Consider the following 14,430-nt stretch of genomic DNA (forward strand, 5'->3'; position numbering starts at 1 on the left):
CGTCGTCAGAGCCGCGACACACCCCGGAGCCCAAATCCCCGGGACCGCGTCGGCACCGACGCATGATGTTCGCAGGATGACGACCCAGGAGCAGAGCCCCGTAGACGTCCGGCCCGCGATCGCGCCGGACGCGCAGCCCCCTGCCGGGTCGGCTCCGCCCCTCAGCACGGCCCACGGGGCCACGGTCTCGGACACCGTCGCCGCGGTCACAGGAGCCCTCCCCGCACTGGTGACCGTCACGGCGGTCGTCGTGACCCGCGGCCGCACGCCCTACCTCCCCGAGACGCTCGCCGCGGTGCGCGCCCAGACGTCCCCGCCCGACGACGTCGTCGTGGTCGACGTCGGCACGTCCCCCTCGACCCGCGACCATCGCGGTCTGCACCTCGACGACGCGCGGTTCGTCCCCGCACCCCATGCCCGCAGCGTCGGCCAGGCGGTCGACGCCGCGCTCGCGGACGCCGGGCCACCCACCTGGCTGTGGATCCTGCACGACGACAGCGCCCCCGAGACCGAGGCCCTCGCCCGACTCGTGGACGCCGTCGAGCACTCGTCGGCGACCGCGGTCGCCGGGCCCAAGCAGCGCGGCTGGGACGACCCGGACGTGCTGCTCGAGGTCGGCTTCACGGTCTCGCCCCTCGGGCGGCGGCTGACGGGGATCGACCTCGGTGAGATCGACCAGGGCCAGCACGACGCACGCGTCGACGTGCTCGCCGTCGGTCTCGCCGGGGCCCTCGTGCGGACGGAGGTCTGGACCGCCGTCGGAGGCACGGACCCCGAGCTAGGGCCGTTCGGCGACGGGCAGGACCTCTGCCGGCGCGTGCGGCTCGCCGGGCACCGCGTCGTCGTCGTCCCCGGCGCCGTCGTGCGGCACGCGCAGGCGGGCCTCCGGGGGTTGCGCGGCACCGGCACCGGCGCCGGCGCCGTGCAGGACGCTGCGGCTCCCGCGGCGGCGTCCGGAGGCGCGGCGGCGGGCGGCCGGCCGGGTCCGGACGCACCCGGCGCGGGGGAGAGCCATGAACCGGGCACCGCCGGGCCGAGCACCGCCGGGCCGAGCACCGCCGGGCCGAGCACCACCGGGCCGAGCACATCCGAACCGAGTGCCGCCGAGCCGAGCAGCGCCGGGCCGAGCACATCCGAACCCAGCACCGCTGACCAGCGACCCGCGCCGAGCGAGGACGGCCCGGACGAGCCGCCCACGGGCGACGTGGCCGCGTCGTTCCGGGCGCGCCGCCGGTCGCAACTGCACCTGCGGTTCGTCTCGGTGCGCGCCGTGATGCTCCCGTTCGCGGTGCTCGCCGCGATCCTGTGGGCACCCGTGCGCGCGATGTACCAGCTCGCGCAGAAGCAGCCGGGGTGGGCGGCCGACGAGCTCCTCGCGACCGTCGTGGCCGTCGGCCGGGTGCGCGCGGTCGCCCGCGCCCGGCGTTCCGCACGACGCACGAGCACGGTGCGCCGCGCGGCGCTCGCCCCCCTGAGCGGCACGTGGCGCGAGGTGCTCGTCGACCGGCACGACCGCCGCCTGGCACGCGCCGAGCGGTACCGCACTCACCGCGCCCCCACGCAGATCGAGCGGCGGGAGCTGCGCGACCTCGCGGTGCGTCGCCGCGCGACGCTCGGCGTCGTGCTCGTGGTGCTGCTCGGGCTCACCGCCTGGGTCTTCGGCCCGTTCCTCGGCGTGCTCGGCGAAGGGGGCCGGCTGGTCGGCGGCAGCCTGCTGAGCGCCGACGGCGGGATCGGTGACGTCTGGCGCGCCGCGACGTCCGGGCACGTCGAAGCGGGTCTCGGCGCGCGCGGGCCGGCCGACCCGTGGCTCGTCGTGCTGCTGCCCTTCACGGTGCTCGCGGGCGGGAGCCTCCAGGTCGCGGTCGACGCTCTCCTGGTCGGAGCCTTCGTCGTCGCCGGGTGGGGTGCGTGGTGCGCGGCCGGATCGGTCACGCGGTCGCCCGCGCTGCGCGCGTGGGCGGCGGTCCTGTGGGTCGCCCTCCCGCCGCTGCACGAGGGCGTCGCGGCCGGCCGGCTCCCCGCGGTCGTCGCGCACGCAGCGCTGCCCTGGGTCGTGCTCGGCGTGGTCCGTGCGGTGGGTGCGCAGAGCGTGGACCGTGTCGTCGCGGTCGTCCCGCGGCGCGAGGACGACGCCGACGAGCCGGTGCGACCAGACCGCCCCGCGCCGTCGCTCGGGGCCGCCGCCGCGGGCGGCCTCGCCCTTGCCGTGGCGGTCGCGGCCGAGCCCGTGCTCCTGCTCCCGTCGGCCCTGCTGCTGGGCGTCGTCGCGCTGCTCGTGCGCCAGGGGCGGCGCTCGCTCGTGCTCGTGATCCTCCCGTCTCTCGTCGTCGCCGCGCCCTACCTCGTGCACGCGGCGAGCACGTGGCCCGACGGCCTGCGCCTGCTGGTCGCCGAGCCGTCCCTCGGCGGGGCGGCCCCGTCGGCGGCCCCGTGGCAGATGCTGCTCGGCTGGGCCGCGGTGCCGACCCCGTGGTTCGCCGCGACCGACGGGACGCTCGGCACGGTCGCCGCGTGGGCGCCCTACGCGCTCGGCGGGCTGCTCGTCGTGCTCGCCCTCGTCTCGCTCGTGCGGCCCCGGCGCGCCCGCGCGACCAGGTTCGCCTGGGCCGTCGTGCTGGTCGGTCTTGTCACGGCCGTGGTCACGGCCGCCTCCGACGCCGCGGTCGCCGGGATCGCGTCCGCGACCCCGGGCATCTCGCTGCTCCTGCTCGGCCTGGTGGGCGCCTCCCTCTTCGCGCTGCGCCGCCACCACGACGGGGCGCCGCCCCCGCGGCGCGCGGCGCTGCGGCACGAGGGCCGCTCGCGCGCCCGCCGCACGGGCGCGGCCCTCGCGGCCGGTGCGCTCGTGCTCGTGTGCGTCGTCGTCCCCGTCGGTGCCGTGTGGTCGTGGGTCGACGACGCGACCTCGGCGGGGCAGGTCGGCGAGCTCGTCGCGACCGACGCGGACGTCGTCCCGCCCGTCGGCGCCCAGATGCAGGCCCCGCCCCGGCTCGCGACGGTCCTCGCGCTCGACCCCTCCGACGGGGAGCTCGGCTACGCGCTGCTGCACGGCGACGGGTCGCAGCTGCTCGAGTCGTCGGTCGTGGTGCGCGACCGGCTCCTCACCGCGCCGACCGACGCGCGCACGGGCGCCGACGCGGTCGTCGCGGCGCTCGCCGCGGGAGGCTCGGACGACGTCGCGGCCGAGCTCGCCGACCTCGGCGTGGGCGGCGTCCTGCTGCCCGCCGGGGACGACTCGGCGGCACGCACCGCGCTCGTGGCCCGGCTCGACACCGTGCCCGGGCTCGAGCGTGCGACCGAGGGGCGTTCGGCCGTCGTGTGGCGGGTCGCGCGCGCCAACAGCGACGTCGAGGTCTCCTGGGCGACCCTCGCCGACGGCGCCGGGACCGCGCTCGCGTCCCTCCCGGCCGCCGACAGGGCCGTGGACGCGGACGTGCCGGCCGGGGCCGACGGCCGCGGCGTCCTGCTCGCGGAGACGGCGGACCCGCGCTGGGTGGCGACGCTCGACGGGCGCGAGCTGACCCCGGTCACGACGGACGGGCGGCAGGGCTTCGCGCTCGGCCCGGACGGTGGCCGGCTCGAGATCGCCTACGCGTGGCCGTGGCGGCTGCCGTGGATCGTCGGCGGTGGCCTCGTGCTGCTCGTCCTCGTGCTGCTCGCGCTGCCCGTCGGGCGTCGACGAGGAGGACGCCGATGACGAGGACGACGATGACGAGGACGACGACGAGCGCACGTACTCGCCTTGCGCGCAGCACCGGGGTCGTGGCCTCGGCCGTGATCCTCGTGGCCGCGACCGCGGGCGTCGTGGTGGCCGGGCCGGACCTCGCCACGACGGTCGCGGGCGAGCCCTCGGCCACGGGCACCGCCCGGTCGACCGTGACCGTCCCCGCGCCCGACCGCACGCTCGTGTGTCCCTCGCCCGCCCGGCTCAGCGACACCGAGAGCGTGGGCGACGCGGAGTTCGACGCCCGGCCGAGCCCCACGACGACGACGCTCTCGGCGCTCGTGGTGCCGGGGGCCGACGACGGGCCGGCGACCCTCGCGCCGCTGGGCGCGGTCGACGGGACAACGGGCGACGGGACAACGGCCGACGGGACCACGGTCGACGGCGTCGCGACCGCGGGCGACGTCGGCGTCGCCCAGGTGCTCGACGCCCCGGCGACGAGCGCGGCGGCCGCTGCGGCCGTCGCGTCGACGACCCTCGAGGGGGACCTGCGCGGCCTCGCCGCCGCGGCGTGCGTCAGTCCGGGAGTCGACCACTGGCTCGTGGGCGGGAGCACCGAGGCCGGCAGCTCGACGCAGCTCGTGCTCCAGAACCCCGGCGTGACCCCCGCGGCGGTCACGATGACCGTCGCGGGCCCCTCCGGGCCGACGGAGATCTCGGGCTCGGACCGTTTCGTGGTGGCACCCGGCAGCCAGGTCGTGACGCTCGTCGAGGCGGGCGCGCCGGGCCTCGCGCGCACGGTCGTGCACGTCACGAGCGAGGGCGCGCTCGTGAGCGCGTACCTGCAGCACTCCACGGTCGACGGGATCGTCGCGCAGGGCGTCGCCGACGTCGTGCCCGGCACGGGCCCGTCGACGCGCCTGGTCGTCCCCGGCGTCGTCAGCGGGGGCGAGGACGTCGGCGACGAGGGTGCGCCCGTGCTGCGCGTGCTCGCGCCCGACGCGGACGCCGCGGTCACGGTCTCGCTGCTGGGCCCGGACGGTCCGGTCGACCTCCCCGGCCTCGACGACGTCGACCTGCCCGCGGGCGCGGTGGTCGACCTCGGCCTGGGCGGCGTGCCGCCCGGCACCTACACGGCCGTCGTCGAGGCGACCGCGCCCGTGGTCGCGGGCGTCGAGCTGCGCCGTGACGGCGAGCAGGACCCGGACGCCACGCGCGACGCGCTGCAGCGCGACCGCGCATGGATCCCGGCGACCGCCCCGGGGGCGGGCGCCGTCGCCGTCCCGCCGGGCGTCGTCGGCACCCTCGTGGCGTCGGCGGTCCCGCGTGACGACGACGCGGGCGGTGCGCTCGCGGCCACGCTCGTCGCCTACGGCGCGGACGGCGCGGAGCTCGCCTCGCGCGACGTCGACCTCGACGTGGGCAGCACCACGACGCTCGCGCTCGCCGACCTGGCCGACGACGGCCCTGTCGCCGGGGTGCGTCTCGTGACCGGCGACGCTCCCGCCGGCGTCGAGATGGCCTGGGGGCTCGCAGTCTCGGCGGGCGAGCCTGCCGCCGGGGCGACCGAGGGGTCGCTGATCTCGTGGGTCGCGCCCACGCCCGACCCCGTCGCCGAGGTCACGGTCCAGGTCGGGCCCGCGGACGCCGTCCGCCCGGCTCCCTGAGCGGCGCGCCACGGTCCGGGACGGGCTCCGGCACGGCGTCAGTCGTCGGGGTCCCGGTAGGTCGGGTCGATCTCCTCGGGGCTGCGGGCCAGGAGCTGTGCGACGTGCTCGACCACGACGTCGCGCACGAGGTCCTGCAGCTCGTCGGGCGTGACCGCGCGAGCCTCGATCGGCCGGCGGTAGACCACGACGCGCGCGCTGCGGCCCGACTCGGCCGGGTGGCAGCGCCCCAGCGGGACGGCACCGTCCTCCCACGGTGCCGGGTCCGACGGAGGCACGTCCTCGACCGCGAACTCGGTGCCCCCGAGCTGACGCTCCCACCGGCGCTCGACCCGCTCGACCGCCGCGAGGACGTAGTCGTCGAAACGCTCGCCCCGGGTCACGTGCGCGGGCACGCTCTGCGGCAGCAGGGGTCCGCGCAGGCCACGACCGCGCCGGTCACGACGACGGGTGCGCGGCGCGGCGCCGTCCGGCACGACGAACGCGAGGTCGTGCGCGGGGCGGCGGGGCTTGCCGTGCGAGGCGGGAGGCACGCTCCGACTCTAGCCGCCGGCAGGTCACGAGCCGGTCACGCGCACCGCCCGACGGCGTGTGCGGTACCGGGGTGTCGGCGCACGGGCGTAAGGTCAGCGCGTGAAACCGGTCCGGCAGTGCTCCAGGACCGCGTGCGTGCGCGCCGCGGTCGCGACGCTCACCTACGTCTACGCGGACTCCACGGCCGTGCTCGGTCCGCTCGCACACCTCGCCGAGCCCCACAGCTACGACCTGTGCGCCGAGCACGCCGAGCGCCTCACCGCGCCCCGCGGCTGGGAGGTCGTGCGCCTCTCGCCGCACTTCGTCGAGACCGGCCCGAGCGCGGACGACCTCTCGGCGCTCGCCGAGGCCGTCCGCGAGGCGGGACGCTCGCCCGTGGGCGGCGCGGAGCCGGACGAGGTGACCGAGGTCGGGCGCCGCGGACACCTGAGGGTCCTGCGCGCCGAGAGCTGAGCGGGTCGTCGACCGAGCGGATCGAGCGCCCGTCGTGCTCCCGGTGGTCGCCCACTAGGGTGGACCTCGTGACCGACCTCGCCCAGATCATCAAGGCCTACGACGTCCGCGGCGTCGTCCCCGAGCAGTTCGACACCGCGATCGCACGCGCGATCGGCGCCGCGTTCGCGCGCGTCGTCGTGATCCCCGAGTGGGCCGACGTCTCGACCGACGACGCGCTCGACGTCGAGCGCCCGGCGATCGTGATCGGGCGGGACATGCGCGAGTCCGGGCCCGCGCTCGTGGACGCGTTCGCCGAGGGGGTCGCCGCCGCCGGCGTCGACGTGACCCGGATCGGGCTGTGCTCGACCGACGGGCTCTACCACGCCTCCGGCGTCCTGAACCGACCCGGTGCGATGTTCACCGCGAGCCACAACCCGGCCGAGTACAACGGGATCAAGCTGTGCCGGGCCGGTGCGCGGCCCGTGGGCCAGGAGACCGGGCTCGCCGCGGTGCGCGAGCTCGCGCAGCAGTACGTCGACGACGGTCTGCCCGAGGCCTCGCCCACGCCCGGCACGGTCAGCGACCAGGACACGCTCGCCGACTACGCGGCGTTCCTGCGCGGGCTCGTCGACCTCGCGGGGATCCGCCCGCTCAAGGTCGTCGTGGACGCCGGCAACGGGATGGGCGGGTTCACCGCGCCCGCCGTCCTCGGGACCGGGGCCCGCCTGCCCGCGCTGCCGCTCGACGTCGTCCCGCTGTACTGGGAGCTCGACGGGTCGTTCCCGAACCACGAGGCGAACCCGCTCGAGCCCGAGAACCTGCGCGACCTGCAGGCCGCCGTCGTCGAGCACGACGCCGACCTCGGCCTCGCGTTCGACGGCGACGCCGACCGCTGCTTCGTCGTCGACGAGCACGGCGACCCCGTCTCGCCGTCCGCCATCACCGCGCTCGTCGGGCTGCGCGAGGTCGAGCGCGAGAAGGCCGAGGGGCGCGACTCGACCGTGATCCACAACCTCATCACGTCGCGCGCCGTGCCCGACTTCCTCGGTGCCGCGGGCGCGACCGTGGTGCGCACGCGCGTCGGCCACTCGTTCATCAAGGCCGAGATGGCGCAGCACGACGCCGTGTTCGGCGGCGAGCACAGCGCCCACTACTACTTCCGCGACTTCTTCTTCGCCGACACGGGCATGCTCGCCGCGATGCACGTGCTCGCCGCGCTCGGCGGCCAGCCGCACCCGCTCTCGGCGCTCGCCGAGATGTACGAGCCGTACGTGGCCTCGGGCGAGATCAACTCCCGGGTGGACGACGTCCCCGCGGCCCGCGCGCGCGTCGTGCAGGCGTACGTGACCGAGCAGGGCGGGGGACAGGTCGACGTCGACGAGCTCGACGGGCTGACCGTCTCGCACTGGGACTCCCAGCCGCAGTGGTGGTTCAACCTGCGCGCGTCCAACACCGAGCCGCTCCTGCGGCTCAACGTCGAGGCCGCCGACGAGGACATCATGGTCAAGGTGCGTGACGACGTGCTGTCGCTCGTGCGCCGGGCGGACGCCACCACCGACGAGACCCACCAGGAAGGCTGACGCCATGACCGACGAGACCACGCAGGACGCCGCGGAGACCCTGCCAGCCGTGCAGCTCGACGCCTGGGTGCGGGAGATCCTGCGCTGCCCGGTCACGGGCGCGACCCTGGTGCCGGGCACCGGGCCCGACGGCGAGCCCGAGCTCCGCTCGACCGACGCCGAGCGGCCGCTGGCCTACCCGGTGCGCGACGGGATCCCGGTGCTGCTCGAGAGCGACGCGCGCGAGCTCTGATCACAGCACCCCAGGTGTGAGGCGGGTCACCTCCGTCTACGGTGGCCCGATGCGGACCATCGTCGGCGGCGCTGCCGCACTCGTCCTCGCCGTGGGTGGCGTCGTCCTGCCCGTGGCGTCCCTCCCCGTCCCGCAGGCGCACGCCGTGGTCCCCGAGTTCGACGCCGTCGAGCTCGACGGGATCGACGCCGAGGCCGTGGCCGACGCGACGGCGCTGGTCCCCGCGGAGGAGTCCGCGGACGTCGACGCCCCGGCGGCGCAGCCCGAGGACGTGCCACCCTCCGACGTGGAGTCGGTGACCCCCGAGGTGGCCCGGGCGGCGACCGACGAGATCGACGCCGAGGGGACGCTCGCAGCGCTCAGCCCGCTCACCTTCACGGGCGACTTCGTCGTCGCGGGCGTCACGTGGGACGACGCGGACGAGGACGTCGTCGAGGTCGCGGTCCGGGTGCACGAGGACGGCGGGTGGAGCGAGTGGTCGGCCCTCGAGGTCGACTCCCTCGACGTCGACGGGGAGCGCGGCGGTACGCAGCCGATCGTGACGGGAGGTGCGGACGGTGTCCAGGCGCGGGTCGTGACCCGCTCGGGCGACGTGCCGACGGGTCTGCGGGTCGACGTGATCGACCCCGGGACGTCCGCCGCGGACGCGCTCGCGGAACCCGGGCCCGCGTCGTCCGCCTCCGCGGCGACCGCGGACGTGCTGCGGCCGAGGATCGTGACCCGGGCGCAGTGGGGCGCCGACGAGAGCCGCGGCGGAGCGTGGCCGGAGGTCTCGGCCGACCTCAGGGCGATGTACGTGCACCACACGGCGGGGTCGAACAGCTACTCGACCAAGGACTCCGCGGCGATCGTGCGCGGCATCTACGCCTATCACACGGGCTCGCGGGACTGGCCGGACATCGGTTATCAGTTCCTCGTCGACAAGGGGGGCACGATCTTCCAGGGCCGGCGCGACGCGATCCACGACCTGCCGATCGGCGCCCAGGCCGGCGGGTACAACACCCAGACGATCGGCGTCTCGGCGATCGGGAACTACGAGACGGCGGCGCCGTCGTCGGCGATGCTCTCCTCGATCGAGCGGCTCCTCGGCTGGAAGGCGTACGAGCACGGGCTCGACCCGACGGGCCGCACCACGCTGCTCACGGGCGGGAGCACGGGGAGCAACACGCGTGCGCCCGCCGGGACCCGGGTGTCCGTGAACGTGATCCAGGGGCACCGTGACACCAACGGCACGGCCTGCCCGGGCAGGTACCTCTACGCCAAGCTGCCGGCGATCCGGTCCGAGGCGAAGCGGCTCGCGCACAACGCGAACTCCTTCTACGGCGGGGCCAGACCGGCGCTGGGGACCCCGGCCAAGGTCGCGGTGGCCACCGGCCAGGCTCCTGCCGCGCGCTCGGGGAGCACCACGTACGCGTGGCGATCCGTCTCGGGAGCGGTCGGCTACCAGGTGCTGCACCGGGTCGCGTCGTACTCGCAGCCGATGCCCGACGCACGCGCCTGGAACGTGCTCAAGGTCGTCAAGGGCACGAGCGTCACGGTCCCCACCTCTGCGGGGTACACGCGGCTCGTCGCTGTCCGGGCGATCGACTCGTCCGGGCGGCTCGGGCCCGTCCTGACGCACACCCAGTCGACACGCCCCGTCCCGGCCTCGGCGATGCGCACGAGCGGATTCACGGCGGCGTCGTCGTCGGCCTACTACTGGGGTCGGTCGCTGCGCGCGACGAGCACCAGCGCGCGGCTGACCGTCTCGTCCGTGCGGGACGCACGGCAGGTCTTCGTCGTGGCGAGCACAGGACCCACCTCGGGCCGCCTCGCGGTCTACGCGGGCTCCCAGCGCGTGGGGATCGTCGACCTCCGTTCGACGCAGACCGTGCGTAGGCAGTACCTGACGATCGCCCTCCCGCGGGCCTACAGCGGGACGTTCAGCTTCCGTCCGCTCGACAGCGGCGCGCCCGTGGGGATCTCGGCGGTCGCGTTCCCGCGGACGCCGGGCAGGACGACCGCGGGGCAGGCGGGCCTGCTCTCGTCGCCGACGTTCCGCGCCCCGACCGCGTCGAGCGCGCCCGTGCGCTACACGTCGACCACCAACTACTACTGGAACGCCGTGCCCGGGGCGACCTCGTACGACCTCTTCGTCCGGCGCGCCTCGCACGGCGGGGCGTACGCCGCGACGTGGACGTCGCTCGGGTCGACGACCAGCACGAAGTTCTCGCTCCCCACGACCCACCCGGGCGGCACCTGGATCTTCGGCGTGCGGGCGCGCAACGCGCTCGGCGTCACGAAGGCGACGCCGGCGGTGCCCATGTCGGTCCCGGTGGCGTTCGAGGCGATGAAGCGCTCCGCGGGGTGGACCGTCCACGAGAACCCGGCCGTCCGCCGCGGCGTCTACACGACCGCGACGTCCGCGGGCCGGTCCCTGACGGTGACCGGCGCGAAGGACGTCTCGCGCGTGCAGCTCATGGTCGCCACCTGCGGGGCGTGCGGACGGCTCGCGGTCTACGTCGACGGCGAGCGCGTGGGGACGGTGAGCACGAGCACGCGCACCAACACCCTCGACACGATCCTCGAGGTCAGGCTCCCCCGGACGATGTCGGGGACCGTGGTCGTCCGCACGCTCGACGCCCGGCCGACGCGGGTCGTCGCGATCGCCACGCCCCGGAGGTAGCCCGCACCCCATGGCCTACACTCCGGGGGTGCCGACGAACGACCTGCAACGACTCGCCGTGACCTCGGACCCGCGCCGACGGGCCGTGTACTGGCGCGGCGCCCCAGAGGTCCGTGACGGAGCGCTCCGCGTCGGCCCCGGGGACGCCGTCGACCTCGGGACGTGGCTCAACGCCGCGCCGGTCGGCTGGTGGCGCGAGCTGCTCGGTCCGGGGCACGTCCGCCTGCGCCTGCGCGGTCGCGGGACGGTCTCCGTGTGGGCGAGCGAGGGCGGGACGGCGCGGCGCGTCGACGAGGTCCGGCTCGACGGGACCGCGGAGCGCTCGCTGCCGCGCACCGACGCCGTCGACTGGTACTGGTTGCGGCTCGAGGCCGACGAGCGTGGCGGCGTGCTCGAGGAGGCGACCTGGACGTCGGGTGGCGGGTCGGGGCGAGGGCACGGCCGGGAGAGCCGGGTGACCGTCGTCATGCCGACGTTCGGGCGCGAGGCGGACTGCCTGGCGCAGGTCCGGCGGCTCCTCTCCGAGCCGCTGCGGGACACCGTGGGCAGGGTGGTCGTGATCGACCAGGGCGGCGGGCTCACTGCCGCGCCCGGTGCGGACGCCCTCGACGACGACCGCGTGGTGCTCGTCGAGCAGCCGAACCTCGGCGGGTCCGGAGGGTACGGGCGGGGGATGGTGGAGTCGCTCCGGTGGCCGGACGACCCCGTGCTGCTCCTCGACGACGACGCGGAGATCGAGCCCGAGAGCCTGCGCAGGATCCACGTGCTGGGCCGGCTGTCGCCGCGACCGACGATCCTGGGCACCGGGATGCTCTCGGCAGAGGACCCGACGACCCTCGTGGTGCTGACCGACGTGCTGCGCCCGCGCACGTTCCAGGCAGGACCGGCGGGCGGGCTGGGCGGCGGTGCGGACGTCGCGCACGACGACCCGGCCTCGTGGACGTTCGCCCGACCGTCGGACCGCGCCGGGTACACGGGGTGGTGGGGCACCTACCTCCCGGCCGGCACGGTCGCGAAGGTCGGCCTGCCCGCGCCCTACTTCCTCAAGTGGGACGACACCGAGTACGGCCTGCGCGCCGCCCGGGCCGGGCTCCGCATCGCGACCCTGCCCGGACACGTCGTCTGGCACCCGACCTGGCTGGCCAAGGGGACGTCGTCCTCGTGGTCCGCGGTGCCGCTGCACCGCAACCGCGTCGCGACCGCCGCGGCCTACGGCGCGGGGTACGGGGTCCTGGTGGACTCGCTCGTCCACCAGGTCAAGCACGTGCTGTCGTTGCAGTACGCGACCGCGATGCTCTGGGACGTCGCGCTCGCCGAGGTGCTCGGCGGCCCGGGGTGGCTCCGCGAGGACCTCACCGCCGTGCGCCCGCGCGCCCAGCGCGCGACCGACGCCGCCCCCACCCCGGTGGATCCCGGGTACGTCGCGGACGGGACGCCCGACCGGGGCGCGGCGGGTCTCGCGGCCGCGGCTGCGCGCGCCGTGCTCGGCCTGGTCGTGCCCGTCCGGCCCCGCCGCGGCGGGTGCGTCGAGATCGACGCGCCCGCGGATCTCGGCTGGCGCACGGGACTCGGACGGGACGTCGTGCGGTTCACGGCACCGACGGGCGGCGGTGAGGTGCCGGCGCCCCTCGTGCGCGACCCCGCCGCGGCACGCCGCGCGCTGCGTCGGACGCTCGGGCTGCACTGGCGGCTCGCGCGGCGGTGGCGCGCGCTGCGCACGGCCTACGCGCAGGCGTTGCCCGAGTCCGTGACGCGCGAGGCGTGGGACGGACGGTTCGGGGACGTCAGCCGATCGACGTGATCCACGCGGCGGGCAGGCTCCCCGCGGTCGTGGCGCGGCCGAGGGTGCCGCGCAGGGAGTCCGACGCGCCGCTGATCGTCCGCGTGGCGCCGCTGCTCGAGGTCGCGGTGAGGGCCAGCATCGTGCCGCCCGAGCTCGTGCGCGAGACCCGGATCGTCGAGACGTCGGGCAGGGAGAACAGCGTGCGAGCGGACGCCTGGGTGAGCGTGCGGGTCCACCGCGACATCGTGTTCCCCGGCGCCGAGAGGCTCCACGGGTCCGCGACGCTGCGCTCGTAGGGGACGACCGAGGACCAGACGTCTTCGGAGCTCACGGTGCGGCCGCCCGAGGACGAGAAGTAGTGCGTCGTGATGGGCGCCCCCTGGTAGGTCAGGAGCATCGCGCTCGTGCTGGTGCGCACCGTGTCGTCGACCGCGGCCTTCCAGATCTTGCCCCAGCGGCCGTCCGTCCCCTCGTTCTCCTTGCGCCAGCCGGTGTAGTTCTGGTCGCGGACGTCGTCGACGACCTGGCACGCGCACGCGGGCTTGAGGACCTGGCGCATCGCGTAGCTCCGTGCGGCGATCGCCTGCGCGGCGAGGGCCGACCGGTCCGTGCTGCCCCAGGACGAGGGCATCTCGGAGATGCCGTAGAGGTACTCGGTGTTGAGCAGGACGTCGTTGACGACGTTGACCCTCCCGTCGATGCCGCGGACCGTAAACCGTCCGTGCCGGTACGTGCCCTGGGCGCCGGCCACCGTGGCGACGGCGGCCCGGGACCCGGCGAGGTAGCGCGTCCCCGACCACTCGAGCCGGATCGCGACCGGGTCGTAGTAGGCGCGGCCGCCGGCCCACGCCTTGATCCTGCCGTCGGCCATCGCGCGCCACGCGATCGTCGAGGTGCTCGACCCGGACCGCAGCACCGTGCCGTCGGCCGCGACGACCCGCCAGGGGCCGCCGGAGACCGTCGTCGTCGTGGTCGCCTTCTCGTCGGAGTACCGGCCGGGGGTGTACCCGTAGGGCTCGGGCCCGAAGACCTGGACGGCGACGTTGCGCTCGGTCGTGCGCCAAGAGACGTCGGCCCCCCGGTAGTAGTACTCGAGGATCGCCTTGGCGGTGCGTCCCGCCAGGGCCTGCGCGTACGCGCCGTACTGGGACATGCCGACACCGTGGCCGTAGCCGGACCCCGTGATCGTGAACGTCGACGGGACGCTCGCCGCGCTCACGCGGAACACCGACGAGAAGGTCCTCGTCGCCGGGTGGTAGAGACGGTAGGACGTCGAGCCCTTGGGGTAGATCACGCGGGTGCCGACACCGTCGGTGACCCCGATCGTCGCCGCGTTCGACCAGGCCCCGCCCGCGTACTTCTGCAGCCAGACCGTTGTCGAGCGCACGGGTGCCCCGGAGCCCGTGAACGACGCGCGCACCGTCGTCGAGCCGCCGGCGGCGACGCTCGTCGGCCCCGTGATCCGCCCGGCGAGCAGGAAGTCTGCCCTGCTGATCGTGACGCGGAACGTCGACGACGTCGCGGAGCCGTAGCGCATCCGGTACGAGGTGCTGCCCTTCGGGTAGATGACCCGGTACCCCCGGCCGGCCTCGACCGTGACGGTCGCCGCGTCGACCCATCGCCCGTCGGTGTACTTCTGCAGCCAGACCGTGCCGCTCACCGCGGTCGACCCGCGCTGCAGGGTCGCGCGGACCGTCGTCGACGCGCCCGGCTTGATCACGCTGGCCCCGGTCACGAGCCCGGTCACGGTCGTCGTGGCCGCGTGCGCGGGGAGGGCGCCGAGGCCCAGGACCACGGCGAGCGCGGCAGCGATCAGCGTGGCTCCGAGCCGTCTCATGCCTGCCAGTCTGCATCGACCCGCGCGACG

At 75.8% G+C, this 14,430-nt stretch carries 9 protein-coding genes; 7 read left to right on the plus strand and 2 right to left on the minus strand.

What is annotated here, in order from left to right:
• Nucleotides 1–76: 76 nt before the first annotated feature.
• Both CLV28_RS16100 and CLV28_RS15575 read left to right on the plus strand, forming a co-directional pair.
• Nucleotides 77–3,700 (plus strand): glycosyltransferase, encoded by a 3,624-nt coding sequence (locus tag CLV28_RS16100; protein WP_239073224.1) that lies wholly within the window; start codon nucleotides 77–79, stop codon nucleotides 3,698–3,700.
• Nucleotides 3,697–5,334, plus strand: a complete 1,638-nt coding sequence (locus CLV28_RS15575) for a DUF5719 family protein (protein WP_157802633.1) — start codon at nucleotides 3,697–3,699, stop codon at nucleotides 5,332–5,334. Before CLV28_RS16100 ends, CLV28_RS15575 begins: the two co-directional genes overlap by 4 nt.
• A 38-nt stretch (nucleotides 5,335–5,372) precedes the next feature.
• Here CLV28_RS15575 and CLV28_RS12250 read toward each other — a convergent pair whose 3' ends face one another.
• Nucleotides 5,373–5,867, minus strand: a complete 495-nt coding sequence (locus tag CLV28_RS12250; protein WP_308440385.1) for a metallopeptidase family protein — start codon at nucleotides 5,865–5,867, stop codon at nucleotides 5,373–5,375.
• 100 nt (nucleotides 5,868–5,967) lie between these two features.
• Between CLV28_RS12250 and CLV28_RS12255 the strand changes: the two genes are divergently transcribed.
• The 5 genes from CLV28_RS12255 (at nucleotide 5,968) to CLV28_RS12275 (ending at nucleotide 12,581) form a co-directional block, all read left to right on the plus strand.
• Nucleotides 5,968–6,321 (plus strand): DUF3499 domain-containing protein, encoded by a 354-nt coding sequence (locus CLV28_RS12255; RefSeq protein ID WP_100423607.1) that lies wholly within the window; start codon nucleotides 5,968–5,970, stop codon nucleotides 6,319–6,321.
• A 68-nt stretch (nucleotides 6,322–6,389) separates the two neighbouring features.
• Nucleotides 6,390–7,883 carry a phosphomannomutase/phosphoglucomutase gene (locus CLV28_RS12260; protein ID WP_239073225.1) on the plus strand — a complete coding sequence of 498 codons (1,494 nt, stop codon included), beginning with the start codon at nucleotides 6,390–6,392 and terminating at the stop codon, nucleotides 7,881–7,883.
• A 4-nt stretch (nucleotides 7,884–7,887) separates the two neighbouring features.
• The gene (locus tag CLV28_RS12265) at nucleotides 7,888–8,115 is read left to right on the plus strand and encodes a Trm112 family protein (RefSeq protein ID WP_100423609.1); all 228 of its coding nucleotides are present in this window, start codon (nucleotides 7,888–7,890) and stop codon (nucleotides 8,113–8,115) included.
• 49 nt (nucleotides 8,116–8,164) lie between these two features.
• A complete protein-coding gene (locus CLV28_RS12270; RefSeq protein WP_100423610.1) occupies nucleotides 8,165–10,780 on the plus strand; it encodes an N-acetylmuramoyl-L-alanine amidase in 2,616 nt (871 codons plus the stop codon).
• Nucleotides 10,781–10,808: 28 nt separating this feature from the next.
• Nucleotides 10,809–12,581, plus strand: coding sequence for a glycosyltransferase (locus CLV28_RS12275; protein ID WP_157802634.1), 1,773 nt, complete (start codon nucleotides 10,809–10,811; stop codon nucleotides 12,579–12,581).
• On the opposite strand, the gene CLV28_RS12280 is transcribed toward CLV28_RS12275, so the two are convergent.
• Entirely contained in the window at nucleotides 12,565–14,400 is a 1,836-nt protein-coding gene (locus tag CLV28_RS12280) for a SpoIID/LytB domain-containing protein (protein ID WP_100423612.1), read from the minus strand. The genes CLV28_RS12275 and CLV28_RS12280 overlap by 17 nt on opposite strands.
• Nucleotides 14,401–14,430 lie beyond the last annotated feature (30 nt).

The organism is Sediminihabitans luteus, assembly GCF_002797595.1.
In the GTDB taxonomy this organism is placed as follows: domain Bacteria; phylum Actinomycetota; class Actinomycetes; order Actinomycetales; family Cellulomonadaceae; genus Paraoerskovia; species Paraoerskovia lutea.